General features: G+C 66.7%; 31 protein-coding genes. 15 read left to right on the top strand and 16 right to left on the bottom strand.

What is annotated here, in order from left to right; all coding sequences use genetic code 11:
- Positions 1-19: 19 nt before the first annotated feature.
- From M6D93_RS19435 to M6D93_RS16795, 13 genes are all read right to left on the bottom strand, one after another.
- Positions 20-1,042: an NlpC/P60 family protein gene (locus tag M6D93_RS19435; protein WP_283818600.1), complete on the bottom strand. Its 1,023-nt coding sequence runs from the start codon at positions 1,040-1,042 to the stop codon at positions 20-22.
- Positions 1,039-1,500, bottom strand: a complete 462-nt coding sequence (locus M6D93_RS16850; protein WP_249770984.1) for a flagellar FliJ family protein — start codon at positions 1,498-1,500, stop codon at positions 1,039-1,041. The genes M6D93_RS19435 and M6D93_RS16850 overlap by 4 nt, the downstream gene beginning before the upstream one ends.
- Entirely contained in the window at positions 1,497-2,813 is a 1,317-nt protein-coding gene (locus M6D93_RS16845) for a FliI/YscN family ATPase (protein WP_430667199.1), read from the bottom strand. The genes M6D93_RS16850 and M6D93_RS16845 overlap by 4 nt, the downstream gene beginning before the upstream one ends.
- Positions 2,810-3,478: a FliH/SctL family protein gene (locus tag M6D93_RS16840; protein WP_249770982.1), complete on the bottom strand. Its 669-nt coding sequence runs from the start codon at positions 3,476-3,478 to the stop codon at positions 2,810-2,812. The genes M6D93_RS16845 and M6D93_RS16840 overlap by 4 nt, the downstream gene beginning before the upstream one ends.
- The gene (fliG, locus tag M6D93_RS16835; protein ID WP_347343690.1) at positions 3,462-4,454 is read right to left on the bottom strand and encodes a flagellar motor switch protein FliG; all 993 of its coding nucleotides are present in this window, start codon (positions 4,452-4,454) and stop codon (positions 3,462-3,464) included. Before fliG ends, M6D93_RS16840 begins: the two co-directional genes overlap by 17 nt.
- Before the next feature lie 75 nt (positions 4,455-4,529).
- Positions 4,530-6,131 (bottom strand): flagellar basal-body MS-ring/collar protein FliF, encoded by a 1,602-nt coding sequence (gene fliF / locus M6D93_RS16830; protein WP_249770978.1) that lies wholly within the window; start codon positions 6,129-6,131, stop codon positions 4,530-4,532.
- 1 nt (position 6,132) lies between these two features.
- The gene (gene fliE, locus M6D93_RS16825; protein WP_249770976.1) at positions 6,133-6,474 is read right to left on the bottom strand and encodes a flagellar hook-basal body complex protein FliE; all 342 of its coding nucleotides are present in this window, start codon (positions 6,472-6,474) and stop codon (positions 6,133-6,135) included.
- A 1-nt stretch (position 6,475) separates the two neighbouring features.
- The gene (locus tag M6D93_RS16820) at positions 6,476-6,889 is read right to left on the bottom strand and encodes a flagellar basal body rod protein FlgC (RefSeq protein ID WP_249770974.1); all 414 of its coding nucleotides are present in this window, start codon (positions 6,887-6,889) and stop codon (positions 6,476-6,478) included.
- 5 nt (positions 6,890-6,894) lie between these two features.
- Positions 6,895-7,236, bottom strand: a complete 342-nt coding sequence (locus M6D93_RS16815; protein WP_249770972.1) for a flagellar basal body rod protein FlgB — start codon at positions 7,234-7,236, stop codon at positions 6,895-6,897.
- Positions 7,237-7,509: 273 nt separating this feature from the next.
- Positions 7,510-7,833 carry a hypothetical protein gene (locus M6D93_RS16810; RefSeq protein ID WP_249770970.1) on the bottom strand — a complete coding sequence of 108 codons (324 nt, stop codon included), beginning with the start codon at positions 7,831-7,833 and terminating at the stop codon, positions 7,510-7,512.
- 5 nt (positions 7,834-7,838) lie between these two features.
- On the bottom strand, positions 7,839-8,312 hold the full coding sequence (gene fliS / locus M6D93_RS16805) for a flagellar export chaperone FliS (RefSeq protein ID WP_249770968.1): 474 nt from the start codon (positions 8,310-8,312) through the stop codon (positions 7,839-7,841).
- A gap of 70 nt (positions 8,313-8,382) precedes the next feature.
- The gene (gene fliD, locus M6D93_RS16800) at positions 8,383-9,693 is read right to left on the bottom strand and encodes a flagellar filament capping protein FliD (RefSeq protein ID WP_249770967.1); all 1,311 of its coding nucleotides are present in this window, start codon (positions 9,691-9,693) and stop codon (positions 8,383-8,385) included.
- Positions 9,694-9,866: 173 nt separating this feature from the next.
- Positions 9,867-10,724 carry a flagellin N-terminal helical domain-containing protein gene (locus M6D93_RS16795; RefSeq protein WP_249770965.1) on the bottom strand — a complete coding sequence of 286 codons (858 nt, stop codon included), beginning with the start codon at positions 10,722-10,724 and terminating at the stop codon, positions 9,867-9,869.
- Positions 10,725-10,988: 264 nt separating this feature from the next.
- Here M6D93_RS16795 and M6D93_RS16790 point away from each other — a divergent pair, with 264 nt between their 5' ends.
- Positions 10,989-12,110, top strand: a complete 1,122-nt coding sequence (locus tag M6D93_RS16790; RefSeq protein ID WP_249770963.1) for a glycosyltransferase family 4 protein — start codon at positions 10,989-10,991, stop codon at positions 12,108-12,110.
- A gap of 10 nt (positions 12,111-12,120) precedes the next feature.
- Positions 12,121-13,134 (top strand): hypothetical protein, encoded by a 1,014-nt coding sequence (locus M6D93_RS16785; RefSeq protein WP_249770961.1) that lies wholly within the window; start codon positions 12,121-12,123, stop codon positions 13,132-13,134.
- A 211-nt stretch (positions 13,135-13,345) separates the two neighbouring features.
- On the opposite strand, the gene glf is transcribed toward M6D93_RS16785, so the two are convergent.
- Positions 13,346-14,515, bottom strand: a complete 1,170-nt coding sequence (gene glf / locus M6D93_RS16780; protein WP_249770959.1) for a UDP-galactopyranose mutase — start codon at positions 14,513-14,515, stop codon at positions 13,346-13,348.
- 213 nt (positions 14,516-14,728) lie between these two features.
- The gene (locus tag M6D93_RS16775; protein WP_249770957.1) at positions 14,729-15,664 is read right to left on the bottom strand and encodes a sigma-70 family RNA polymerase sigma factor; all 936 of its coding nucleotides are present in this window, start codon (positions 15,662-15,664) and stop codon (positions 14,729-14,731) included.
- Between the two features lie 633 nt (positions 15,665-16,297).
- On the opposite strand from M6D93_RS16775, the gene M6D93_RS16770 reads away from it, so the two are divergent.
- The 13 genes from M6D93_RS16770 to truA all read left to right on the top strand — a co-directional run bounded on the left by M6D93_RS16770 (position 16,298) and on the right by truA (position 25,403).
- The gene (locus M6D93_RS16770) at positions 16,298-16,819 is read left to right on the top strand and encodes a flagellar protein FlgN (RefSeq protein ID WP_249770955.1); all 522 of its coding nucleotides are present in this window, start codon (positions 16,298-16,300) and stop codon (positions 16,817-16,819) included.
- The gene (gene flgK / locus M6D93_RS16765) at positions 16,816-18,177 is read left to right on the top strand and encodes a flagellar hook-associated protein FlgK (RefSeq protein ID WP_249770953.1); all 1,362 of its coding nucleotides are present in this window, start codon (positions 16,816-16,818) and stop codon (positions 18,175-18,177) included. The genes M6D93_RS16770 and flgK overlap by 4 nt, the downstream gene beginning before the upstream one ends.
- Positions 18,178-18,180: 3 nt before the next feature.
- The gene (gene flgL, locus M6D93_RS16760) at positions 18,181-19,059 is read left to right on the top strand and encodes a flagellar hook-associated protein FlgL (RefSeq protein ID WP_249770951.1); all 879 of its coding nucleotides are present in this window, start codon (positions 18,181-18,183) and stop codon (positions 19,057-19,059) included.
- 11 nt (positions 19,060-19,070) lie between these two features.
- The gene (gene fliW, locus M6D93_RS16755; protein ID WP_249770949.1) at positions 19,071-19,508 is read left to right on the top strand and encodes a flagellar assembly protein FliW; all 438 of its coding nucleotides are present in this window, start codon (positions 19,071-19,073) and stop codon (positions 19,506-19,508) included.
- 59 nt (positions 19,509-19,567) lie between these two features.
- Positions 19,568-19,903, top strand: coding sequence for a carbon storage regulator CsrA (gene csrA, locus M6D93_RS19430; protein WP_283818599.1), 336 nt, complete (start codon positions 19,568-19,570; stop codon positions 19,901-19,903).
- A gap of 391 nt (positions 19,904-20,294) precedes the next feature.
- Positions 20,295-20,516: a translation initiation factor IF-1 gene (gene infA / locus M6D93_RS16745; protein WP_027139599.1), complete on the top strand. Its 222-nt coding sequence runs from the start codon at positions 20,295-20,297 to the stop codon at positions 20,514-20,516.
- A gap of 67 nt (positions 20,517-20,583) precedes the next feature.
- Positions 20,584-20,697: a 50S ribosomal protein L36 gene (gene rpmJ, locus M6D93_RS16740; RefSeq protein ID WP_015883600.1), complete on the top strand. Its 114-nt coding sequence runs from the start codon at positions 20,584-20,586 to the stop codon at positions 20,695-20,697.
- Between the two features lie 213 nt (positions 20,698-20,910).
- Positions 20,911-21,288 carry a 30S ribosomal protein S13 gene (rpsM, locus tag M6D93_RS16735; protein WP_249770947.1) on the top strand — a complete coding sequence of 126 codons (378 nt, stop codon included), beginning with the start codon at positions 20,911-20,913 and terminating at the stop codon, positions 21,286-21,288.
- Between the two features lie 86 nt (positions 21,289-21,374).
- Positions 21,375-21,782 carry a 30S ribosomal protein S11 gene (gene rpsK, locus M6D93_RS16730; protein WP_249770945.1) on the top strand — a complete coding sequence of 136 codons (408 nt, stop codon included), beginning with the start codon at positions 21,375-21,377 and terminating at the stop codon, positions 21,780-21,782.
- Between the two features lie 28 nt (positions 21,783-21,810).
- Positions 21,811-22,416, top strand: a complete 606-nt coding sequence (rpsD, locus tag M6D93_RS16725) for a 30S ribosomal protein S4 (protein WP_249770943.1) — start codon at positions 21,811-21,813, stop codon at positions 22,414-22,416.
- A 115-nt stretch (positions 22,417-22,531) separates the two neighbouring features.
- On the top strand, positions 22,532-23,566 hold the full coding sequence (locus tag M6D93_RS16720) for a DNA-directed RNA polymerase subunit alpha (protein ID WP_249770941.1): 1,035 nt from the start codon (positions 22,532-22,534) through the stop codon (positions 23,564-23,566).
- A gap of 104 nt (positions 23,567-23,670) precedes the next feature.
- Complete coding sequence (gene rplQ, locus M6D93_RS19570) at positions 23,671-24,336, top strand: 50S ribosomal protein L17 (RefSeq protein ID WP_347343502.1); 666 nt, start codon at positions 23,671-23,673, stop codon at positions 24,334-24,336.
- A gap of 116 nt (positions 24,337-24,452) precedes the next feature.
- A complete protein-coding gene (truA, locus tag M6D93_RS16710) occupies positions 24,453-25,403 on the top strand; it encodes a tRNA pseudouridine(38-40) synthase TruA (protein ID WP_249770939.1) in 951 nt (316 codons plus the stop codon).
- A 158-nt stretch (positions 25,404-25,561) separates the two neighbouring features.
- Here the strand turns inward: truA and M6D93_RS16705 are convergent, their stop codons facing one another.
- Positions 25,562-26,152 (bottom strand): RBBP9/YdeN family alpha/beta hydrolase, encoded by a 591-nt coding sequence (locus tag M6D93_RS16705; protein ID WP_249770937.1) that lies wholly within the window; start codon positions 26,150-26,152, stop codon positions 25,562-25,564.
- Between the last annotated feature and the right edge of the window lie 128 nt (positions 26,153-26,280).

Genomic DNA, 26,280 nt, shown 5'->3' with positions numbered 1-26,280 from the left:
GACACGCTTACCGGCGCCATCATGAGCCACCCATCAGAGCCGTGATCTTCTTGACGTAGTTTTGCGTTTCGGTAAAGGGCGGAACGCCGTTGTATCGGTCCACGGCGCCGGGCCCGGCGTTGTAGGCAGCGAGCGCCAGCGGGACGGAGTCGTACTTCTTCAGGTAGTTCGAGAGCAGCTGCGCGGCACCCTTGACGGCCTGCGACGGGTCCCACGGATTTACTCCCAGACCGGCGGCAGTCGTAGGCATCAGCTGCATCAGACCCTGCGCGCCGGCAGGGCTGACAGCTCCGGCGTTGCCACCGGACTCGGTCTGGGCCACGGCGGCAAGCATGCCGGTGGGTAGGGAGTACTTCGCCTCGTTGGCGGCGAAGATGCCGGTGTAGGACGAGACGCCCGCGGTGCTGGCGGTGCTCAGGGAACTGGCGGGGCTGACCGTCGAGGTGCTCGACGTGGCGGCATCGGTACCGACGACTCTGCGGATGCTCGCCGGTGTCTCGTACACGCTCTGGATCTTGACGTGGTCGCCGGGTTCCGGAGCCGCGATCATCATGTTGTTGCCGAGGTAAATGGCCACGTGTTCGGCGGGATTTCCGAAGCCGAGGATGTCGCCTGGCTGAGCCTCGGCCAGGCTCTTGACCGCGGTGCCTACCTTGGCCTGGTCATACGACAGGCGGGGAAGGGAGATTCCGAGATCGCCGTAGGCCTTCTGCACCAGCCCCGAGCAATCGAGTCCGGCGGCGGTTGTGCCGCCCCAGACGTAGGGAACACCGAGGTACTTCTTGGCCGAATCCACGATCGCGTTGCCGCTCGTGCTGCCCGAAGCGGTGGCGGCGGCTGGGTCAGCGGTCTGCGAGGCCGCCGACAGCGCACTGGCGAAGTCCGTCGCCGAGGTGGCGCTACCGGTACTGCCGGTGGCGCTGGCGGTGGCCGTACTCGTCGTGGTCGCCTTGGTCCCGAGCACGGCGCTGAACTGGGCCTGGATCTGCGCGATCCGGCTGAGCGTCGCCTGCAGGCCTTCGATGGCTACGGGGGCGGTCACGAAGCTTCCAATCGGGTCGATGCGGCGAGTTTCTCGTTGTTGCGGGCGGTGAAACGCGAAGCGCCGGTGTCGTCGGCCTCGCGCTGGGCACGAGCCAGGCCCTCGGCTTTCGCCTCGGCCGCAACTCGTTCGGAGAGTTTCTCGACGGTGCGTCGCGCTCGGGCGGCCGCACTGAGTTCGGTGACCTGCTGGCCGACCCGTTCCTGAGCGAAGCCGACCCGTTGCAGCGTCGCCGAATAGGTGGCGGCGGCGGCGGTGCGGGCGGCCTCGTGCGCCAGAAAGCCCTGCACAGAGGACGATTCCAGCGCGGTCATGCCATCGAGGCGGCTCGATTCGGCTCGTTCGGCGGTGATGGCCGAAGCGGCCTCGCGTCGCGCTTGGGCCAGCCTCTGGGCGGCAGCGTCCTCGGCCGCTTCCCGGGCTCGCACCATCACGGGCAGCCAGCGACGGGTCGTCATGCGGTGCTCGCGGGCAGGATCGCGGCCAATTGCTCCCAGGCCTGCTCGGCAGTGCTCTGATCGTCCATCGGCTGTTGCAGGAACGCTTCCAGCGCCGGCCAGACCGCCAGCGCCTGGTCGGCTGCCGGGTTCGTTCCCGAGACGTACGCGCCGATCTCGACGAGTTCCTTGACGTCCCGACGCGCGGCCATCAGCCGGCGGGCCTGACGGGCCAGGGCCTGCTCGTTCTTCGAGGTGACCGCCGAGACGACGCGTGAGACTGATTCGAGCACGTCGATCGAGGGAAAGTGACCGGCGGTGGCGAGGCGACGATCGAGGACGATGTGCCCGTCCAGGATGGATCGCGCGGTGTCGGCGACCGGCTCGTTGTGGTCTTCGCCCTCGACCAGCACGGTGTAGAGGCCGGTGATCGAACCGTGTTCGCCACCGCCGGCCCGCTCCAGCAGTCGCGGCATCATCGCGAAGACCGAGGGGGGATAGCCACGCGAGGCGGGGGGTTCTCCGGCTGACAGTCCGACCTCGCGCTGAGCGGTGGCCAGTCGAGTGATGGAGTCCATCAGCAGCAGGACGTCCTGGCCCGCGTCGCGGAACCATTCGGCGATCCGGGTCGCGACGAAGGCGGCGCGCAGCCGCACCATCGGGGGTTGGTCGGAGGTGGCGACGATGACGACGGCGTTGCGCAGGCCTTCCTCGCCGAGGTCGTTCTCCAGGAACTCCCGAACCTCACGCCCACGCTCACCGATCAGCGCCACCACCGTCACGGTGGCGGTGGTGCCTCGGGTGATCATCGACATCAGGCTCGACTTGCCGACACCGGATCCGGCGAAAATGCCCAGTCGCTGGCCCCGTCCGACCGTGATCATGCTGTCGATGGCTCGTACGCCCAGGGTGAGCGGGCGATCGACTCGCTGGCGCAGGAGGGCCGGCGGGGGCGCCTGCTCGACCGTCACGCGCTCCAGCCCTGAAGGTAGGTTCGCGCCGTCGAGAGGACGGCCGAGACCGTCGAGTACCCGCCCGCGCAGGGCGTCTCCGACGGAGATCTGCAACGGCGCCCCGGTCGACGTCGCCCGGACGCCTCCGCCGATGCCGGCCATCTCGCCCAGCGGCAGGCAGGTGCTGACGTCGCCGTCGACCGCTACGACTTCGGCCATCGTCGGGTTGTGCTCGTCGCCGAGCGCGATCAGATCACCGATGCGGGCTGACAGGCCGGACACGGTGACGGACAGGCCGACGACCTTGGACACCTGGCCGTAGCGGCGGGGCGCGGCCAGGGTCGTCAGGGCGCCCAGCCGTTCAGCCAGCAGCATGCTCACGCGGTCGTTCCGTTCGTCTCGGCCGCCAGATGCTCACGCAGGCGGCGCACGCCATCGGTGAGCCGCGCGTCGACCGTGGTGTTACCGCAATGGGCGACCGCGTCACCGACGGCAAGGCTGGGGTCGGCTTCGAAGCTGATGCTGCGGCCCGCGGCCTCGGGTACCCCGAGGAGCAGATCGGTGAACGCGTCACCGGACAGGGTCGCGTGGGCGGTGCTGCTCAGGTGCACGACGACCGGCTGGTAGCCGGGGACGCCGCGCAACACCCGTCGCAGGGCGGCCCGGCTGGCCTCGGTCACGTCGGCCAACCGCTGGCCCAGCAGCGCCTCGGCGATGTCGACCGCGGCCGACAGCACGTCGTCGGTGTTCTGCTCGAAGACGGCCGTCGTCGCGGTGTCCAGACGGAGGATGGCGGCGTGCAGGGCCGCCAGCGCAGCCTGGACAGCTCCCCGAGCGGATTCGGCTTGCGTCTGCAAGGCGTTGGTGGCTTCGATGCGCTCGACGGCCATCGAGTCCCTGGCCTCGCGCAGTCCCTGCGCCCAACCGTGTGCGTAGCCGACCGCGGACGCCGAGGCCCTGGATGCGTCGATCAGCTCCTGCGGGATCGCGCTCGAGCCGATGAGCTCGAAGGCGGGCATCGGGGCGAGTTCAGGCAACGAACTCATCCTCCGAGCCGCGTCGAACGATGATCTGGCCCTCTTCCTCGAGCGAACGGATGACCCGCACGACCTCGGTCTGGGCTTCCTCGACCGTCTGGACACGGACCGGTCCGAGCAGCTCGATCTCCTCGGCCAGGCTGATCGCGGCGCGTTCGGACATGTTCTTCATGATCTTCTCGCGCACGCCTTCGCTGACTCCCTTGAGCGCGATGGCCAGGTTGGCGACCTCGACCTGGCGCAGCACGAGTTGCACAGCACGGTCGTCGAGGTGGATCAGGTCCTCGAATACGAACATCCGGCTGCGGACCTCGTCGGCCAGTTCCGGGTCACGGGTCTCCAGGCCTTCGAGGATCATCTTCTCCGTACCGCGGTCGGCGCGGTTGATGATCTCGACCAAGGGGTCGACACCGCCGACGGCGGACAGGTCGGCCGGAACGAGCATCGTCGACATGCGACGCTGCAGGATCGACTCCACCTGCCGGATCACCTCGGGGGAGGTGCGGTCCATGGTCGCGATGCGGTGGGCGATGTCGGCCTGCAGCTCGCCGACCACTCCGGCCAGCACCTTGGAGGCCAGCGGAGCCGGAATGTGCGCCAGCACAAGGGCAATCGTCTGGGGATGCTCGTCGGAGATGAAGCTCAGCAGCTGCCGCGGGTCGGCGTTCTGCAGGAACTTGAACGGCATGTCGAGCACGCTGGTGTTCAGCCCGGCAAGGATCGCCTCGGCCCGCTTCTCGCCGACGGCAGCGATGAGCAGTTCGCGCGTCTGGTTCAAGCCACCGTGGGTGACGGCGTCGCCAGAGGCCATCGCCCCGAATTCGCGCAGGACCGCCGAGGACATCTCGGGCGTGATCTCACCGATGCGGGCGATCTCGGCCGAGATCTCCTCCAGTTCGGCATCACGCATCTGGGCCATCACCTTGGAGGAGGCCCGCCGGTCCAGCTGCAGCAGGAGGATCGCTGCCTTGCGCCGTCCGGTCATGCTTCGCAGTAGTTCGGCGGATCCGGCGGCGGTGCCACCGGAGACGGTGCTGCGCTCGATGGTGTTCTCCACGACTCAGCTCTCCTTCGCGTTCAACCAGCTACGCAGCAGCCGGGCGACTTCCTGCGGGTCGTTGTCGGCCATCTCGGCCAGTTTCCGTTGCCGGGCCTGGCTGATCTGGGCGTCCTTGCTCGGGCTCGGGACGATTTCCTCCGGCGCCGGCGGGAGCGCGCCCGGGTTGTCGCGCAGCGTGGAGAGGAACACGTCCAGGTCGTCCGGCGGTGTCTCCTTCTTGCGCTTCTTGCTGGCCAGGAAGGTGATGACCAGGACGATCAGTACCAGCAGCACCAACCCGCCGGTCTTCGCCCAGGACATGAGCTGAGCTGTCTGCTTGGCGGCCGCAGCCTGCTTGGCGGCCGCGGCGGCGGCGGCGCTTGCGGCGGCGGCGGCGCTGGTGTTGAAGGCGGCGCTCTGCACCGCGATCTGGTCACCGCGCTTGGGGTCGAAGCCGATCGCGTTGCCGACCAGGGCCTGGACCTGAGCGCGGGTCAGTTGGCCGGCTGAGGTCTGATCGAGGACGACGGCCACGGTCATGCGCCGGATGTTGCCCATCGCGTTGGTGGAAGTGGTCTGCACGTGATTGATCGAGTTCTGCCGGTCGTTGGTGACCTTGAGGTAGCCACCGCCGGTTCCGGTGCTGCTCGAGGGGCTCACCCCGGCGCTGACGCCGAGGGTGCTCTGCCCCATCGCGGCTCCGCCCGCGCCGGCCGTCCCGCCGTAGCTCTCGGTGGTGTTGTTCTCCATCAGTGGCGGGTTGCTGGAGTTGTAGCTGTAGGAGTCCGACACTGCGGTCGTCTTGTTGTAATCGAGGTCCAGGTTGGTCTGCACGGTGGCGTGGCCCGGGCCGAGCACGGTGTCGAGCATGGACTGCACGGTGTCGTCGAGCTTGGTCTCCTGTGCGGCGGTCTGCGCGGCGCGGGTGTCGGCGAGGGTGGAGGAGACCCCGTCGCCGGCCGTGGACAGAACGTGACCGTTGGCATCGGACACCGATACCTGGTCGGCGGACAGGTTCGGTACCGACGAGGAGACCAGGTTCACGACCGACTGCACCTGGGCCGACGAGAGCGTCGTTCCCGGCAGGGTGGTCAGCAGGACCGAGGCGGTGGTCTTGGCCGTTCCGTCGGCGAAGACGTTCTGCTCGGGGATGGCCAGGTGCACCGAAGCGGCCGAGACCCCGTTGATGGACTTGATGGTGTTGGCCAGTTCGCCTTCCAGCGCTCGCTGGTAGTCGACGTGCTGCTTGAACTCGGAGGTCGTGATGCCTTCCTTGTCCAGCAGGCTGTAGCCGGTCGAGCCCTGCGTGGGCAGGCCGGCGGCGCTCATGGTGAGGCGCTGCTGGTAGACCTGGCTTTGCGGTACGAGGATCTCGGTGCCGTTGCTGGCCAACTGATACTTGGTGCCGTTGGAGTTCAGCTTGTCGATGATCGCGCTGGCGTCGGTGGCCGACAGGTTGGTGAACAGCGGCGCGTACGTCGGCTTGGCGGCCCAGGACGAGAAGGCGTACCCGCCGATGGCCAGAGCCAGGATCGCGGCGATGGTGACTGCCTTCTGTCCCGGTGTGAAGCCGAGGAATCCGCGCCAGAACTTCTGCGCGCGCTCGAGGATCTGGTCTTTCATGTCAGGCCTGCATTCCCATGATCTGGTTGAACGCGTCTACGCCCTTGGTCCGGATGGCCGAGGCGAGCTCGGTCATCAACGAGGCCTGGGTCGCGGCGATCGTGTAGTCGTGGATGTTGGTGAGGTCACCGGTAGCTGCCTGCACCGCGAGGGTGTCAGCCTTGTTCTGCGCATCGCTCACGGCGCCGATGCCCTTGCTCAGCATCGAGGCGAAGTCCGAGCCCGACGTGGCCGAGGCCGAGCCGGTGGCGCTGCTGTCGGTGGTGGCTCCGAGTCCGGACAGGCCCGACAGGCCTGACACACCGGAGGAGGAGGAGATGGCGTCGATCGCGGGGATGGTCATGTCAGCGGTTCTTTCCGATGTTGATGGCGTCCTGGTAGGTCTGCTTGGCACGGTCGATGACCGCCGCGTTGGCCTGGAAGGCCCGCTGCGCCATGATCAGATTTCCCATCTGCTCGCTCATGTCGATGTCGGGCAGCCGGACGTAGCCCTGGGCGTCGGCCAAGGGGTTGTCGGGCTGGTAGGTAAGCCGTCCCGTAGCGCTGCTCTTGAGGCTGGTGTCGGCCTGCACGCCACCGCCGGTGCCGTTTTCGGCCCCGGGTAGCGCCGTAGCTGCGGTGTAGGTGGCTTGAAACGCCGGCCCGGACGTCGAGGTCGCGGTGTTGACGTTGGCGATGTTGTTGGCCAGGGAGTCGATCCAGGTCCGAAAGGTCGACAGACCGGTTCCGGAAATGTTGATCGCGGAAAACAGTGACATCGCGATCAGCCCTTGATAACTGTCTCGAGGAGGCCGAACTTGGACGTGAGCGCGCCGGACAGCAGCGAGTACTGCATCTGGCTCTTCTCGTCGGTGACGAGCTCGGTGTCCAGGTTGACGTCGTTGCCGTTGGCGCTGACCGTGCCACCCAGTGGCGTCTCGGTCAGTGTCGCCGAGGCGGGGTTACCGGCTTCGACAGCCGAACGCAGGCTGTCCTCGAAGGAGACCTGGCTGGACCTGAAGTTGGGAGTTTCGATATTGGCGATGTTGTTCGCCGAGACTCGTTGCCGTGCCGACAGGCCCGAGAGGGCGGTCGTCAGGGTTACTGAGGCGATGTCGTCGAGCACGAACGAAACCTCCGGCTAGAGGGGGTTTCGCCATTCCATGGCAAGGGGGTGAGCTATCCGTGCTCAGTCAGCCCATCGGCCGCGGTCACGCGGAGTTAAGTCTCCGTCACGTAAATGTTGACGTTGCCCTTGTTGCGGGCGGTCCGGTGTTGACGTTGCCCTTGTTGCGGGCGGCCACGTGTTGACGTTGCCCTTGTTGCGGGCGGTCCGGTGTTGACGTTGCCCTTGTTGCGGGCGCTCCGGCACGGGCCAGGCATGAAGGGACAGCCAGGATCAGGCGCTGCGGTCGAGATAGCGCGACGGCCCGGGCGGCGGCTCCGCGGCGGCAAACATGGCGATTTCGTGCCGGACGTCGGTCATGGCGGCGATGAGATCGGCCTGCAGGCTTAGCTGGCGCTGATGGACCGCGCGAGCACGCTCATGCAGCTCGTCGGGCAGCGCCGGCAGGGACAGTGACCAGAGGTCGACCGCGGTCAGTTCCGCGAACCGGTCCGGGTCGAAGGTGGCACGGTGATCGAGCAGGGCTTCGGCCTCGGCGGCAGCGGCCTCGCAGCGGGCCAGCACCTCCGTCCAGTCCTGCGATTGCTCGCTGGACATGGGCTTCAGCCCACCCAGGCGGCCGGACGGGGCGGCGCGTCGGTCGAGCCGGGGCCACGCGAGGCCGTGGCGGCGGATGCGGCAGAAGCCGCAGCGGCGGAGGCGTTGATAACTTCGGCGCCCGCGGTCCGCCAGGCGTCGCGCAGACCGGCGGTGATGTCGATGACTTTGTTCAGCCGTTCTGCGTCCGGGTTGACGTTGACGGCCATGAGCTCGGCGAGCATGAAGCCGTAGAGCCCGGCAAGGTTCTCGGCGCCGTCCCAATCGTCCAGGCGCAGGCTTGCGCGCAGTTCAGCCACGATGAGCTGAGCGTGTCGCAGTTGTTCGGAGCCGGCGAAGATGTCCCCGAGCGCGTGGGCTTCCCCGGCGCGGCGAAGGTCCAGGACCAGCCGGTCGTACAGCATCACTACGCGCTGGGCCGGCGAGGCGGTGGAGACCGCGTCGGCCAGGTAGCGAAGCTGGGCGGGGCTGGCAGTCAACGTCTTCTCCGATCAGGGTGGGTATTTGGGAGCGAGAACGGTCGGGCGGTCAGGACGAGCGCGGGCTTACTCAGCCCGAGGAAGTCGACGACGAGGACGTCTGGCCGTTCATCGAGTTGAACATCGAGGTGAGGTAGCCGGACTGGGACTTGAGCTTGGACAGCGCAGCCTCCATCGCGGCGTACTTGACCTGCAGGCTCGACTTCTGAGTGGCCAGCTTGGCGTCCCAGGCGGTGATCTGCTTGTTCAGCGAGCTGATCGCGGTGTTGTCAGCGGTTATGAGCTGGGTGAGCGTCCCCGTCCCGGAATCGGTCGCGGCCGCGCCGACAGTCGACATCGCACCGGAGAAGCTGGTCTGCACCATCTTCTGAACGCCGGAAGGGTTCTTCGCGTAGGCGGTGGAAAATGCCGCGCTGTCGAAGGTCACTGTGCCGGTGGCGGTGATGCCGATACCGGATGTGGCGTAGGAACCACCGGAGACACCGGCCGAAACCACGCCGAGGATCTTCTGCGTGAGCTGGGTGACCGAGCTGTCGCCGGCCAGGATCGCGCCCCTCGCGGTGGCCTGGGAGACGATCGACAGCGCGTCGTTGGCGGCACTGACCAGGCCTTGGACCGCCGAGGAGATCGAGCTCGAGTCGGTGGACACACCGATGTTGGCGTCCGTGACCACCTTGCTGACGGTGAAGGTCACGCCGGGAATCGCATCAGTGAACGTGTTGGTGCTGCTGGAGACCGAGTAACCACCGGCGGCGGGATCACCCACCGCGATCGTGGCGTCCTGGGCGGCAACGATGTTCTGCTGAGTCGCGCTCGTCCCGGACAGGGAGAACCCGTTCGCGGCGCCGGTACTGGTAGAGGTCATCTGCAGGATCGTGCCGTTCGTGGTGTTCACGACGGCGGCACGCACCCCCAGGCCGGCCGAGTTGATCGCCGAAGCGACGTCGCTGAGCGAGTTGCCCGCCAGGGCCAGGTGGGTCGTGGTCGAACCGATCGTGAGGTCCAGGCCGTTGGCCGCGGTCGCGGCGTTGGCCGGGTCGGCCGGGCTGAAGGTCGAGATCTGTGCCTTGGCCACGCTGGTGACGGAGAATGTCGTGGACGTCCCGGCGACCGCTGTCGAGGACCCACTGGCAACGATCGAGGTGTCTGATGCGGTGGCCGTGGTCGCGGCCCAGGTCGAGGGAAGCGCGAGTTTGTCCGCGGCGCTCTTGAGGGCCGCCATCTTGGTGTTGATCGCCTGATAGGCCGACAGCTCGGACTGCGTCGAGTTGAGCTGGCTCTTCAAGGCGTTCTGTGGAGCGGCGGCCAACGTCATCAGCTGGCTGATCACCGAGGAGGTGTCGATACCGGACGACAGCCCCGAGATGCTGAAGCTGGTCATTGGTGGTCCTCTCCATCAGTGCGCCGGCCTGGGCTGGTCGCGGAATCGGCCGAACCGTTCGGCCGATGTGGCAACGGTGCGGCGGGACGATTGGGCTATCCCGCCGCACCGTTGTCAGCGTTGGTACTGCGCTTTTACTGCACTTGGTACTGCGTTGATCGTGCTGGGTTGAACTACTGCAGCAGCTTCAGGATCGACTGCGGCGCGGAGTTCGCCTGGGCCAGGACCGAGGTGGCGGCCTGGGACAGGATCTGCGATTGGGTCATCTTGCTGACTTCGGTCGCCAGGTCGGCGTCGGTCAGGTTCGACCGAGAGGCGGTGACGTTGGTGATCGCGGTCTGCAGGTTGGCCACCGTGTAGTTGAGCTGGTTCTGCGTGGCACCGATGCCCGAACGAGCGCTCGACACGGACTGGATCGCCGCGTCGATGGACGCCAGGTCAGCGGAGGTACCGCTGTAGAGCGCACCCGAGGTGAAGCCGGTCGAGGCGATCGACAGGCCGCTCAGGGCCAAGCCGCTGGCCGAGATACCACCGGACAGCGTGGTGGACAGGTCCAGGGTGACGGTGTCGCCGTTGTTGGCACCGACCTGGAACGTGCCGGAGTACTGACCGTTGAGCAGGTTGGTCTGACCGAACTTGGTCTGGCTGCCGATGTTGTCGAGCTGGCTGTTGAGCGAGGTAACCTCGGCGCCGATCGCGTTCAGCGAGCTGGCGTCCTGGGTACCGGAGTTGCTGGCCTGAACAACCAGGGTGCGCATGCGCTGCAGGATCTGCTGGGTGGTGCCGAGGGCGCCATCAGCAATCTGCGAGACGTTGATGCCATCCTGAGCGTTCGAGACAGCCTGGGTGAGGCCGTTGATCTGCGAGGTGAGGCCCTGACTGATCGACAGGCCGGCCGCGTCGTCGGCGGCCTTGTTGATGCGAAGACCGGACGACAGCTTCTCGATCGAGCTGGCGAGGTCGTTCTGGTTCTTGCTCAGGTTCTGGTAAGCGTTCAGAGCTGAGACGTTGGTGTTGATACGCAGACTCATGGGGTTCTCCTCCTGAGACGAGTCTCTTTCGTGTCCGGGACTTCCGGACTCGCCGCCCCATCCGTGGGTTGGCACATGTCAGTTCGGCGGTCTCGCAACGGACTTGAGCAGTTGGGAAAAGTCTTTCGTGCTCGGGTCAAGTGGCGCGCGCCACACCTGGCGTCGTCGACGCCGCGGATGTGGGACGCCCCGGGGTCAACAAGGCACTTCTGCTGCCGATCGGTACGTGGAAGGAATCCCCCCGCACGCGTAGGAGACACACTCGTGAGACCACTGAAGGTTTTCGCCTGGGCCAAGGATCACCACGGCTGTGGCAACTATCGGATGGGCCTGCCCGTCTGGGCGCTGAACAGGGCCGGGCACGATGCCCTTGCCTTCTCGGTCCTCAACGTCGATCTCCCGTCGGATCTGGACGTGCTGGTCGGTCAGATCGTCGCCGGCCAGACACAGACCGAGTTCTGGCAGAGTCAGGCCCGACGGGCGGACCGCAGCTTCGCGATGGTCTACGAGATCGATGACGATGTGTGGAATCTCGACATGACCAACCCCTCCCACCGAGCCTTCGCCGGCGACGTCGGCGAGCAGGTGCGGGCCAACATAGAGGTTGCCGACGCGGTAACGGTCACCACCGACTATCTGGCCGAGCGGATCCGTCCGATCAACCCGAACGTCTTCGTGACGCCCAACTGTTTCGACGCCTCCCTGCTGACGCACGAGCGTCCGCGTGCGGAGAAGCTGACGGTCGGCTGGGCCGGCGGTTCCTCCCACCAGCACGACTTCCTTGCGGTGGCCAAGGACCTGCACGCCTTCTTCAAGCGCAACCCGCAGGTGGACACCCATTTCATCGGGGTCAATCACGGCGACAAGATCGGACGTCCTGGCTCGCGCTTCTCTCCGTGGCGCAGCAACCTCGTCGAGTACATGCACTCGGTGGACTTCGATCTCGGCATCGCCCCGTTGGCCTACCACGCGTTCAACCGCAGCAAGAGCGACCTGAAGTTCCTCGAGTACTCCTCGCTCGGAATTCCGGTCGTAGCCAGCGACTTCGGTCCGTACAGCGAATCGATCATCCACGGTGTGACCGGTCTGAAGGTCAAGCACCCGCACGAGTGGGCCCGTCATCTGCGGGCGCTCAGCAACGACTCGGCCATGCGCGACGAGCTCGGCCGTAACGCCAAGTCGTGGGCGGCGATCCGCACCATCCAGGCCAACGTCTGGCGCTGGGAGGATGCCTACTACGCAACGCTCGGCCTGCCGACCGGTGACGGTGGCGCTTCCCAGTCCGCGGACGCTGCCCAATCCTCGGCTGCTGCCGAGTCCGCGGACGCTGCCCAATCCTCGGCTGCTGCCGAGTCCGCGGACGCTGCCCAGCCGGCCCTGGTCTGAGGTAGAGATCGTGCAGCTCATCGTGATGTGCCCGGACGGCCCGATCACCGGCGGCGTGGAAGCCCTGCACCAGCTCGTCGACGCCGCCGCACGGCAGTCCATCGACGCGAGTATCTGCTATTACCCGCCCGGTCGGAGCGAGATCGTCCCGGCCTACGCGCACTACCAGGTGCCGGTGGCCACCCATGTCCCCGACAACTCCGACGTCGTGGTGCTCGTCCCGGAGACGTCGCCCCTGGTGCTGACCGTGTTGCACCGGGCGCGAAAGGCCTTGTGGTGGTTGAGCGTCGACAACTTCTTCGGCAAGCAGGCGTTGTCGGTGACCGACGACGATCCTGCGCTACTGACCGAATTGCTCCAGCCCGCCGCGATGGTCACCCACCTGTCGCAGTCGGCCTACGCCCGCGACTTCCTCTTTCGCAGGCGGGTGCGATCGGCGATGCTCACCGACTATCTTTCCGATGCATTCGTCCAGCGCGCGACGCAATTGCAGAGCCAGCCGAAGAAGGATCTCGTCCTCTACAACCCCCGTAAGGGATTGGCCTTCACCGAGCGCCTGATCGCGGCGTCGCAGTCGGTGCTGGAGTGGCAGCCCATCGAGGGTTTGACCGCGGACGGTGTCGCTGAACTACTCGGCTCGGCGAAGCTGTACGTCGACTTCGGCGAGCACCCCGGACGTGACCGGATACCTCGCGAGGCCGCCATCTCGGGTTGCGCGGTCATCACCGGACGTCGGGGTGCGGCCGGCTTCGCCGAGGATCTGCCGGTCCCGCAGCGGTTCCGGCTCGATGAGCAATCCCCAGGTGTGGTCGAGGAGTTCCTGGCTGTTGCCACCGACACGCTGACTCGCTTCGATGAGGTCAGCCAGGAATTCGGCCCGTACCGGGAGTGGATCGCGGGCCAGCGGGAGCGGTTCTTCGGTGAGACCCTGGCGTTCTGGACCGAGGTGAGCCGTCCACGGATCAAGGGCGTGCCCGCCGGCGGTTCGACCAAGGCCAAGGCGAAGGCCAAGAAGCGACGCTAGTTCGTTGAGGTTGCCCTTGTTGCACGCAACGAGGGCAACCTCAACGGGTTGGGCCTGCAACGAGGGCAACCTCAACGGGGTTGGGCCCGCAACGAGGGCAACCTCAACGGGGTTGGGCCCGCAACGAGGGCAACCTCAACGGGGTTGGGCCTGCAACGAGGGCAACCTCAACGGGGTTGGGCCTGCAACGAGGGCAACCTCAACGGCGGGGTCAGCCGGCCAGGCGGGACTGGCGTGCGAGCTGGTGTGGGTCGAGCCGGTGTTCGAGCGCGGACTCGGCCAGCGTCAAGGCGCGGCCGACCGCCTGGTGCATGTCGTAATAGCGGAAGTCCCCGAGCCGGCCGGCGAAAAGCACTCCCGAGGCTGCCGCACGTTCGGCATAACGCTCGAACAGCGCCGCGCTGTCCTCGGTGGCCACGGGGTAAAACGGCTCGTTCATGCCCCGGCTATAGCTCTGTGGGAATTCGTAGGTCAGCGTCGTCCCCGCCTGTATCTCGGGACTGAAGTGGCTGTGGTCGATGACGCGGGTGTACGGCGGCTGCCCCGGGTAGTTGACCACGGCCGTCGGCAGGGCGCGCCAGGTGTCCACCGAGGTGTTGAAGAAGCGCAGGCTGCGGTAGGGGAGTTCGCCGAGCTCGTAGTCGAAGAATGCGTCCACCCGGCCCGTCCACAGCGCTCGCGCGCTCGGGTGCCTGCGCAGCTCGCTCGCACCGTCGCTTTCCAGAGCCACGCTCAGCCGCGGGTGCGTGAGCATCCGCTGCACCATTGCGGTGTAGCCGTCGCGGGGGATGGCCTGGAACTCGTCCCGGAAGTAGCGATCGTCGTGGGACAGGGTGACCGGCACGCGCGCCAGCACGCTCGGGTCCACGGTTTCGACGGGTCGTCCCCACTGCTTGGCGGTGTAACCGCGAAAGATGGTGTCGAGGACGTATTCGCCCAGTTCGGCGACCTGCGGATCCGGGCAGGTGACCAGATCGGACACGGGAACCCGCGCCCCCGCGGGGAACTGCTCGAGCAGCGAGCGGATCACCGCATCGGCGCGGTCCGGCCACAGCCGCTGCAGGGACGTGAAGTTGAACGGGACCGGAACCAGTTGCTCCCCGGCCGGTGTCGCTACCGCCGCGAGGACGCGGTGCTCGTAGCGATACCACTCGGTGAACTGCGACAGGTAGTTGAAGATGCGTCGCGATCCGGTGTGAAAGATATGCGCGCCGTAGCGCTGGACGAGGACGCCGTGGGCATCGGGGGCGTCGAAGACATTTCCGCCGATGTGGTCGCGGCGCTCGACGATCAGGACCTCGGCACCGGCTTCGGCGAGGGTACGCGCGAAGCTGACGCCGGACAGGCCGCTGCCGACGACGATCCAGTCGTAGTTCGTCATGTTCTACCCATCGACCGTCCGGCGGCCCACACAAGGCCACCCGGGTGCCGGGAACCGGGTGCGTGGCGCCGCGGCATTCGTGGTGCCGCGGCATGTGCGGTGCGGCGGTGCCCACTATGCGGGAAGCGCTGCGGGCACAAAGAAGCCGGACGAGCCCCGAGAGAGAGTCGGGGCTCGTCCGGCTCGATGATCAGCTGGAGTGGCCGGCGGGAACTAGGCGATCGACGCCGTGCCCATTCCGTAGCGGTACTCCGGCTCGTAGGCGGCAGCGACCGTCTCGCCCATGGCGTTGGTCATCTGCAGGCGGGCAGACAGCGAGCTGCGGTTGGCCACGGCCGCGGCGTAGGAGGCGAGCTTTGCGGTCGAGCGGCTCTGCTCGGTCTCGGCGGCCGGCTCGTACTGGGCCTTGAGGCCGTGCTTGAGCAGCTTGAGGGCCTCGGCGCGCAGCTGGGAGATGCGGGATTCCGTCACGCCGAGTTCAGTGGCGATGTCGGACATCTGACGCTGTTCGAAGAAGTAGCAGCGGACGACGTAACGCAGGCGCTCCGGCAGCTCTTCGATGGCGTCGTGCAGGAAGCCGAGCTGCTCGCGGTCGACCAGCAGCTGCTCCGGGCCGCGCTGGTTGTCGGGCAGCAGTGCCGCGCCGGTCTCCGGGGCGAAGCCCTGCAGGCTGAGGACGGACGCGCGCTGGACGTCGGCGTCGATCGAGCCGAGCTCGCTGACGCTCAGGCCCATGGCGTTGGCGAGCTCCTCGGGCTTGGGGGAGCGGCCGAGCTTGCTGATGAGTTCGGTGCGGACGTTCTCCAGCTCGCGGGCCCGGCCCCGGACCGAGCGGCTGGCCCAGTCCATGCTGCGCAGTTCGTCCAGCAGCGCGCCGCGGATGCGGATGGCGGCGAAGCGGGCGAACGGAACGCCGCGTCCCTCTTCGAAGCTGCGAGCCGACAGCACCAGGGCGGTCATGCCGGCCGACACCAGGTCGTCGCGGTTGACGTGGGCCGGAAGGCGGTTCATGGCCTCGCGGACCAGGTGACCCACGAGCGGCATGTTCTGCTCGATGAGCTCGGTCTCGCTGAGGACGACAACGGGCCCGGAGGGCACGAGGGCCGCGGCGGCCTGCTCGGCCGTCTTGGCGGTGGTGGAGGCTGACATCGGTTTCTCTCTCTCGCCGAGTTAGCAGTTCTGGAGCGGTTCGGACGCTCTAGGTGCCGGGGGTTTATTCGGGGGTGGTACTGCTGAGCCGTTTCGCATCACGTTAAGTCCTGGTGACGTGACAGACCGTAACTGATGCGTGAGCCCTGTGTTAAGCCCCAACTCACTTAAAGTGATGTGATCTGAGTCACGTAAGGGTGTGAGGGTTAGAGCCGGAGGGCATAAGAGGCCCCGAAATTGCTGGGCCAGGTGCCGGTATCGCTTACATGCAACAGGGTCTTTATCTACAGAGAGCTACAACGGTGTAAGTCGAGTGTGAGGTCCAACCTCACACCGCACACGGCCTGTGCACACCAGTGACGAGGCTTGACGCACTTGATCATCGCTCTCACGGACACGCCGACAGGCCCCCCGACAGGTACGCCCATAGGTACGCCCATAGGTACGCCCATAGAGAGGTATGGGGACGGGCTTGGCTGCGGCCGTTCAGCGGGCCGATGCCGGTCCCGTTCCCGCCTGGCGCAAGGCTGTTGCCGGCGCGGTGCGAGGCCCCCGCGCGAGGGTGTGGAGATCTAAGGTCCGCCAGGCCGATGCCGATCAGGAAGCCAGACAAGATAGGAGCGTGACGACAAGATGTCGGCAACGACGAAGCTCACCGTGGAGACGACCGTGACTTTTTCCGAGGTATCCACTCTGTTGTGGCGGGAGCGCGAAGCCCTGGAGCTGCTGCTGTTCAAGCTCGTTTCGGAGCGGCTGATCGTGTCCGCGGGCGAGACCCGCTGGCTGGCCCCGGCCAACCGCGAGGTCGAAGCCGTCGTCGAGCAACTGCGTGGTGTCGAGGTCCTGCGCGCCGCCGAGGTCGAGATGCTGGCCGCCGACTTGGGCAAGGACATCGGGATCTCGCTCACCGAACTGGCTGAGCTTGCCGACGAGCCGTGGCGCAGCATCCTGTTCGAACACCGCGACGCGATGCTCAAGCTCGTCCTGCAGATCGAGCAGACCGCCGATGAGAACCGCCGCCTGCTGACTGCCGGCGCACGTTCGATCCGGGAAACACTGCTGTCCGTGACCGACTCCGTCGACACCTACGACTCCCGCGGCGTCACCACCACCTCGAGCAGCCTCCGTCCGGTCATCATGGATGAGCAGGCATGAGCGGCTCCTTCGCCGGACTGGTCACGGCATCTCAGTCCCTCGCGGCCCAGCGCTACGCCCTCGAGGTCACCGGCCAGAACATCTCCAACGCCAACACCCCCGGCTACACGCGCCAGCGGGCGGACCTGACCACCGTCGGCACCGTCGGCAACGTGCCGGCCATGTACGCGACGCAGCGCAACAGCGCCACCGGAGGGGTCAAGGTGTCGTCCGTGAGCCGCCTCAACGACGACGTGCTGGACGCGCGGGTGCGCACCGAGCACGACAAGAACTCCTACGCCTCGACCTCGGCCACCCAGCTCTCCGGTGTGCAGACCCTGTTCGACGAGCCCAGTGACAACGGACTGGCCGAGCAGCTGTCGGACTTCTGGAAGTCCTTCACCGACGTCTCCACCCACCCCGCCGACCTGTCGTCCCGGTCGGTCGTGCTTCAGAAGGCCGCCACGGTGGCCAGCACCCTCAACACCACGGCCGCGGCCCTGAACGACTTGCAGGCCAGCGCCACCGCCGGGCTGAACCAGACCGTCAGCGACGTCAACACCATGGCCGGATCCCTGGCTCAGGTGAACGCCGCGATCTCGATCGGCAAGGCAACCGGCACCGACACCAACTCCCTGCAGGACCAACGGGATCAGTTGCTGGTCAAGCTCTCCGACGCCGCCGGCACCCAGGCCACCCTGCAGCCCGACGGCAGTGCCACGGTGACCCTGGGCGGGCAGACCCTCGTCGCGGGCAACACGGCCACCGCCGTCGCAGTGTCCGGAACCAGCCTCACTGTGGGCGGCGCCGCCGCAGGGAGCGCCGGCGGCAAGGCCCAGGGCCTCGTCGACGCGCTCACCACCACGTTCCCGAACTACGCCGCGAAGCTGGATGCGGTGGCGCAGGCAGTCGCCGACACGGCCAACACCGCCCACGAGGCCGGCTACGACCTGTCGGGTACCGCGGGTGGTCCGCTGTTCTCCGGGACCACCGCGGCCTCGATCTCAGTGGCCATCACGGACCCGACGAAGATCGCGGCGTCCAGCACTCCGGGCGGCAACCTCGGCGGGGACAACGCGCTGGCGATGGCCAACCTGGGCACGACCGCCGGCGCGACCGGTCCGGATGCGGTGTACAGCAACCTGGTCACCACCTTGGGCTCCGACGTCCAGCGGGCCAGTCAGAGTGCAACGGTGCAGGCCTCGGTGACCACCTCCGTGGACGCCCAGCAGCAGTCCGTCGCCGGCGTCAGCTACGACGAGGAAACCGCGAACATGCTCACCTATCAGCGCGCCTACCAGGCATCCTCACGGGTCCTCACCACGGTCGACGAAATGCTCGACACCCTGATCAACCGCACCGGAAAGGCGGGTCTGTAAGCCATGCGCGTCACTGAAGGGTCCGCAGCGTACGGAGCACTCGTCGGCCTGCAGTCGACGGCCTCCAAGCTCGCCGACCTGCAGTCCCAACTCTCCTCCGGCCGGCAGATCACCAAACCGTCCGACGACCCGTCCGGCACCGCGACCGCACTGACGCTGCGGGCCGAACTCAAGCGCAACGACCAGTACCAGACCGGCGCCAGTGACGCCCTGGGCTGGCTGACCACGGTCGACTCCAACCTCTCGAGCGCCGTGACCCAGCTGCAGACCGTGCGCAACCTGGTGCTGCAGGGCAAGAACACCGGCACCAACGATTCGACGGCCTACGAGGCGCTCGCCCAACAGGTAGACCAGATCCGCACGTCGACCCTGTCGCTGGCCAACGCCGCCTACCTGGGTCGGCCGGTCTTCGGCGGCACGACCTCGGGCGCGGTCGCATTCGACTCCTCCGGCAGCTACGTCGGCGACACCGCCGCGGTCAGCCGCACGGTCGGCCCGAACACGACGGTCCAGATCAACCAGACCGGGACGAGCGTGTTCGGCGCGAACGGCTCCAACCTCTTCGACACGCTGTCGACGATCTCGAACGACCTGCGTACGAACCCGTCCAACCTGACCGCCGACCTGAACTCCCTGGACAGCGCGATGAAGACCATCAGCGCCGCCCAGGGCGCGGCCGGGGCCGTCTACTCGCGGATCCAGAGCACCCAGACTGTGAACTCGACCAACGTCATTCAACTCAAGTCGCAATTGTCCGATGTGCAAGACATCGACCTCGCCGACATGGCGATCAAGGTGTCCTCGGCGGACGCTTCCTACCAAGCGGCGCTGGCCACTACGGCCAAGGTTCGTCAGATCTCCCTATTGGACTTCCTGAAGTGAGCGTGACCGCGATGATCGCAGAGACCCGGCCGGCAGCGGCTCCCGCACCCGAGCAGCGCGCAGCCCGCCTGGTCGAGTTCGTCGAGCCGATTCCCGGCTTCGAGGACGAGCGCGACTTCAGCCTCGCCGCCATCGACGCCGAGGGCACCCTGTTCAGCCTGCGGTCGCTGCGTACGCCGCAGCTCCGCTTCGTCGTGATGCCCCCCGCGGGCTTCTTTCCCGACTACGAGCCGGCGGTCAACGAGTCCGACGTGGCCCCGCTCGGCGACGTCGCCGACGTCGAGCTGCAGCTGCTGGTCATCGTTTCCGTCAAGGACGGCATCGCCGACGCGACGGCGAACCTTCTCGCCCCGATCGTCATGATTCCGGAGAACGGCCGGGCCATGCAGGTGGTCCTCGACGACCCGCGGTTGCCCCTGCATGCGCCGTTGCTGCCGCTGGCAAGCTAGCGTTAGCGAAAGCCCCGAGCCGATCCGGCCCGGGGCCGAGCCGAACGCTGGAGCCATTCGTGCTGATTCTGACCCGCCGGGTAGGCGAGAGCATCGTCGTAGGCGATGACATCACCGTGACCGTCTTCGAGGTCCGGGGCGACGCCGTCCGGATCGGGATCGACGCCCCCCGCTCGGTCCAGGTGCACCGCCAAGAGGTGTACGAGGAGCTCAAACGGGCCAACGAGGCCGCCGTCTCGCCGAGCGAGGACGCCATCCAGTCGCTGGCCGGCGCCCTCTCTGCCGTGCCGGAGAGCTCCGACGCCGCGGAACCGCCCCCGAGCGATGCCGGCGCGCCCGCGGCCGCCGACCCCTCACCGTCCGATTCATCCCCCAAGCCCGGCCCCGCCCGCTAGTCGGCCGCCCTTCCGGGCCCCCTTCCCGGCCCCCTTCCCGGCTCCCTTCCCGGCTTTCGCGGCCCGAATTCTCGATTTCCGGCCAGATTTTGAGTATTCGGGCCGCGAAACGCGTCACATGGCTGCAAGGGGGCCTCCGTTTTGGCGTTGGCCCATCGACGTCGTAGACTCATCGTTTGGCGCATGCCGCCGGTTCTGTCATGTTCTCCCGAATTTCGGGCGACGTGCACTCGCTGTGGCCGCGAGTGGGAACCGGCCCTCATCGGTAGCGCTGGGCGTAGTTCGTCGATTCCGGCCGTGAGCCGGAGCTGTCGAACTGTGTCCGAACTGCACGAAGACGTGAGTCGAACGTGCTGCTCAATCCACTGAGCAGCCGAGAAAAGCGGAGGATATGGCCAAGAAAGACGGGGCCATCGAGGTCGAAGGCCGAGTGGTTGAGCCGTTGCCCAACGCGATGTTCCGAGTGGAACTGAGCAATGGGCACAAAGTGCTCGCCCACATCAGCGGCAAGATGCGCCAGCACTACATCCGGATCCTGCCTGAGGATCGGGTGGTGGTGGAGCTGTCGCCCTACGACCTGACCCGCGGACGAATCGTCTACCGATACAAGTAAGCCGACCGATGCCAGACGCCGAAACCGGGAGACCGGACGGGGTCCAGTACCAAACAGGAGTAGGACCGTGAAGGTCAAGCCGAGCGTCAAGCCGATCTGCGACAAGTGCAAGGTCATTCGTCGCCACGGCCGCGTCATGGTCATCTGCGAGAACCTGCGTCATAAGCAGCGGCAGGGCTAGCAACCCCTGCGTCCTGACCGCGGGCGTCCTCGGACGTCTAAGTCAGGGCTGAGCAGACAGACCGAGTACCACCAGTACCACCACAGCACGCGCAGTCCTCCCGCCTGAGTGATCAGGCGGGCCACCCCGGGTCGGAGGCCTGGGCCGGTCGTTAGGGCACGACCGGACGGATGCGCACAAGACCTCCGAAGAAACGAAGGAGAACGCCCGCTAATGGCACGTCTTGCCGGTGTTGATCTTCCCCGCGAAAAGCGGATGGTCATCGCACTTACCTACATCTACGGCGTCGGTCCGACCCGCGCCAAGGAAACTCTCGAGGCCACCGGGGTCAGCCCCGACCTTCGCGCTCGTGATCTGAGCGATGAGGACCTGGCCAAGCTCCGGACCCACATCGAGGGCAACTACCGCGTCGAGGGTGACCTGCGACGCGAGGTTGCCGCCGATATCCGGCGCAAGATCGAGATCGGTTGCTACCAGGGTCTGCGGCACCGCCGTGGCCTGCCGGTGCACGGGCAGCGCACGAAGACCAACGCCCGTACCCGCAAGGGACCGAAGAAGACCATCGCCGGCAAGAAGAAGGCCAAGAAGTAGTTCGTGCCCGGTGCCGGTGATCATCCGCCGGCCCCGACGCTCGTGCTGTCACTCTTTCGTTTCGAAAAACCAGGAGAAATCGGTATATGCCTCCCAAGGCCCGCGGCGCTGGAGCCGTCAAGAAAGTCCGTCGCAAAGAGAAGAAGAATGTTGCGCACGGCCATGCTCATATCAAGAGCACCTTCAACAACACCATCGTTTCCATCACCGACCCGCAGGGCAACGTGATCAGCTGGGCCTCCTCCGGCCACGTGGGGTTCAAGGGTTCGCGTAAGTCGACCCCGTTCGCCGCGCAGATGGCCGCCGAGAACGCTGCCCGCAAGGCGCAGGAGCACGGCGTCCGCAAGGTCGACGTGTTCGTCAAGGGCCCCGGCTCCGGCCGTGAGACCGCGATCCGATCCCTGCAGGCCACCGGTCTCGAGGTCGGGATCATCTCCGACGTGACGCCGCAGCCGCACAACGGGTGCCGGCCGTCCAAGCGTCGTCGAGTCTGACCCGGGTCTGAAGAGGAGATAGAGAAACATGGCACGCTACACCGGACCCGCGACCCGCATCTCGCGCCGTCTCAACGTCGACCTGGTCGGCGGCGACGCCGCCTTCGAGCGTCGTCCCTTCCCGCCCGGCCAGCACGGCCGCGCTCGGATCAAGCAGTCCGAGTACCTGCTCCAGCTGCAGGAGAAGCAGAAGGCCAAGTACTCCTACGGGGTGCTGGAGAAGCAGTTCCGTCGCTACTACGAAGAGGCCAACCGCCGCTCCGGCAAGACCGGTGACAACCTCCTGCAGATCCTGGAATCCCGCCTGGACAACGTCGTCTACCGCGCGGGCCTGGCCCGGACGCGCCGGCAGTCGCGTCAGCTCGTCAGCCACGGCCACTTCCTGGTCAACGGTGTGAAGGTCGACATCCCGTCCTACCGGGTCAGCCCGCTGGACATCATCGACGTCAAGCCGAAGTCACTGGAAACCACGCCGTTCCTGATCGCCCGCGAGACGCTCGGCGACCGCCCGGTGCCGGCCTGGCTGCAGCTCGTTCCGTCACGGCTGCGCATCCTGGTGCACCAGTTGCCCGAGCGCGCGCAGATCGACATCCCGCTCACCGAGCAGCTGATCGTCGAGCTGTACTCCAAGTAAGCCACGCTGCGGGTGTGGAGCCGGTTCGCCGGCTCCGCACCGCATGCCGCAGACAACTGAATATCTACTCGCGGACGTCATATAGCGGTCGTCCCTGATCCAAGGAGAAACACCCATGCTGATTTCCCAGCGCCCCACGTTGACCGAAGAGGTCATCGCGGAAAACCGGTCGAAGTTCGTCATCGAGCCCCTCGAGCCCGGCTTCGGCTACACCCTCGGTAACTCGCTTCGTCGCACGCTGCTCTCGTCCATTCCGGGCGCGGCCGTGACCAGCATCCGCATCGACGGTGTATTGCACGAGTTCACGACGGTCGAAGGCGTCAAGGAAGACGTCACCGACCTGATCCTGAACCTCAAGGAACTCGTCGTGTCCTCCGACTCGGACGAGCCCGTAGTCATGTACCTGCGCAAGCAGGGTCCCGGCGAGGTCACCGCGGCGGACATCGCCCCGCCCGCGGGCGTCACCGTGCACAACCCCGACTTGAAGATCGCGACGATCAACAAGAAGGGACGCCTGGAGATCGAACTGGTCGTCGAGCGCGGTCGCGGTTACGTGACCTCGGTACAGAACAAGCAGGCCGGCCAAGAGATCGGCCGGATCCCGGTGGACTCGATCTACTCGCCGGTCCTGAAGGTGACCTACGCCGTCGAGGCGACCCGTGTCGAGCAGCGCACCGACTTCGACCGCCTCGTGGTCGACGTCGAGACGAAGAACTCGATCACCCCCCGCGATGCCGTGGCCTCGGCCGGGCACACCTTGGTTGAACTGTTCGGCCTGCTCCGCGAGCTGAACGAGGAAGCCGAAGGTATCGACGTCGGACCGTCGCCGACCGAGGTTGCCGACATCGCCGCGTTCTCGATGCCGATCGAGGAGCTGGACCTCACCGTCCGCTCGTACAACTGCCTCAAGCGCGAGGGCATCCACACCGTGGGTGAACTCGTGGGCCGCAGCGAGGCAGACCTGCTCGACATCCGCAACTTCGGTTCGAAGTCGATCGACGAGGTCAAGGTCAAGCTTCACGGCCTCGGCCTGGCCCTCAAGGACAGCCCGCCCGGATTCGACCTCAACTCCGTCGTCGAGTCCTACGGCAGCGACACCTACGGCGACGAGTCCGAGGATGCGGACTACGCCGAAACCGAAGAACTGTAAGGCTGATTGGCCCGCTCTCGCTTGGGTGTCCGGCATCCTTGCCGGACACGCAGGGCGGGTCGGATCTTCGGTTCAGACAAACAAATACCTACTAGGAGAACGTAATGCCTACCCCTACCAAGGGTCCCCGCCTCGGCGGCGGTCCGGCCCACGAGCGGCTACTGCTTGCGAACCTCGCGACGGCACTGTTCGAGCACGACCGGATCACCACCACCGAGGCCAAGGCCAAGCGTCTTCGTCCGCTGGCCGAGAAGCTGATCACCTTCGCCCGGCGCGGTGACCTGCACGCTCGCCGCCAGGTGCTCGCGGTCATCCGTGACAAGGACGTGGTGCACAAGCTGTTCGCCGAGATCGGTCCGAAGTTCGCTGAGCGGCCGGGTGGCTACACCCGCATCGTGAAGGTGAACCCGCGCAAGGGCGACAACGCCCCGATGGCGGTCATCGAGCTGGTCGAGGAGCTGTCCGCGGCGGCGAAGGTCGTGCGCGAGGCCGAGAGGTCGCGCGGCACCAAGGTTGCGCCGTCGAAGGCGCCCACGGGTCGTACCGCTGAGATCGCCGAGGACGCCGCGTCCGAGTCGGCGACGGCGGCCAAGGTTGCCGACGAGGCAGCGGCGGCCAAGGCGGCGGAGTCGGATGACGTCGACGGCGCCGACGCCATCGAGGCCGAGAACGAGGTCGGTACCTCCGAGGTCGAGTCCGCCGACGTCGACGCGGACGCCGGCTTGGACGTCATCGAGCCCGCGGATGAGACCAAGGACGAGACCAAGTAGGTCGAAGCACTGAGTAGGTCAGTGAGCACTGAGTAGGTCAGAGCACTGAGTCGAGCCGATGAACTGGCCCGTCCCTCCCTTGCGGAGGGTCGGGCCAGCTCTGTTTGGATGGAGCAATGACTGCCGGTCGATTTGCGGCTGCCGGTGACGGTGACGGTGCCGGTGGCGGTGCCGTTGACGTTGCTGGTGCCATTGACGTTGCTCGGGCTGTCGCGGCGGCCCGTGCTGTCGAGCGGCAGGGCGAGAGCGAGGGGGAGCCCCCGGTACGGTTGCGCCTGGATCTCAGCTACGACGGCACGGACTTCTCCGGCTGGGCCCGGCAACCGGACCGCCGCACGGTGCAAGGCGTGCTGGAGGATGCACTCGACGTGCTGTTCCGAAGCGGCGCCGTACTGACCGTCGCGGGTCGGACGGACGCCGGGGTGCATGCCACCGGACAGGTAGCGCACCTGGACGTCCCGTCCGTTGCGTGGGCCGAGCAGCCGGATCGCGTCCTGCGCGGACTCAACGGGCTGCTGCCGCCGGACATCCGGGTGTACTCGGTGAGTCCTGCCCCGGTTGGCTTCGACGCCCGGTTCAGTGCGGAGTGGCGCGCTTACCGTTACCGGATCAGTGACGCCGACTGGGGCGTGCGCCCGCTCGACCGTCGCAACACTGCTGCCTGGCGACGTCGCCTGGACGACGTCCGAATGCACGAAGCTGCCCAGCTGCTCCTGGGGCTGAACGATTACACCGCGTTCTGCAAGCGCCGAGATGGTGCCACCGCCATTCGCACCCTTCAGCAACTCGATGTTCTCCGCGAAGGACCGTTGGTCACGCTGATTGTTCGCGCCGACGCGTTCTGCCACTCGATGGTCCGGTCGCTGGTCGGTGCGTTGGCCGCCGTGGGTGAGGGACACCGGCCCTTGGACTGGCCTGCTTCGTTGCTGGGTCGGCCGAACCGGTGCGACGAGGTGAAAGTGGCGCCGGCTCACGGGCTGACCCTTACCGGCGTGGGCTACCCGGACTCCCAGTTCCTGGCGGACCGGGCGACGCTCACCCGCGCTGTGCGTACCACCCTCCGTTGAGGTTGCCCTTGTTGCGGCAGCCTTTCGTTGAGGTTGCCCTTGTTGCGGGCGGGGTCTCGTTGAGGTTGCCCTTGTTGCTCACCCGTCCACGTTTAGGTTGCCCTTGTTGCGAGAACGACTACGTCGAGGAAGGGTGCGTGAAGCAAACGGGCGCGCGCTCAGGCGATGAAGGCGAGGTTGTCCCGTCCGCACCAGTCCAGCACGGCCGGCCACGGGCCGTAACCGGCGTCGACGTTGAGGTGGCCACCCCCTGGGATCACGGTGACAGCCATCTTCAACGGCGCGCCGTACACCCGAGCGATTCCGCCGGGGCAATAAGGATCATCGTCGCCGCCCACCAGCACCGTCCCGTCGGCGGCCCGACGTATCGAGTCGATATCGAGCGGAATGGGCGTGAAACTCGGCGCTACGTCGACCAGAACGCTGCTCGCAGGCAGCGCAACCAATGCGACCCGAGCCGGCCGCGGCGAGTCCGCCGTCTCCACAGCGTGGTGCAGCCAAAGCGCTGCGCCGAGGGAATGCGCCACCACATCGAATCCGTCGTCTTGCAGGTCGGCAAGCGATGTCGCGAGTGCGGCTTTCCACTCGACGAGATCCGGGGCATCGGGATTCGGCAGCTCCGGGAAGCGCACCTCGCGCTCGGCTGCGGAGAGTTCGGTTGCCAGCCAGCGCTGCCAGTGATCGGCGGGGGAACCATTGATTCCATGCACGATCACAGTCGGGACGGTGCGGGTCGGACGCCTGGGCATGCAGGAAAGCGTACGTGACGAGCAACGAGGGCAACCTCAACGTGCACGGGTGAGCAACGAGGGCAACCTCAACGTGCACGTGACGAGCAACGAGGGCAACCTCAACGTGCACGGATGAGCAACGAGGG

Source organism: Jatrophihabitans telluris (assembly GCF_023516435.1).
GTDB lineage: Bacteria > Actinomycetota > Actinomycetes > Mycobacteriales > Jatrophihabitantaceae > Jatrophihabitans_A > Jatrophihabitans_A telluris.
Note: the sequence above shows the minus strand (reverse complement) of the source record. Positions and strands in the feature narration are given on the sequence as shown.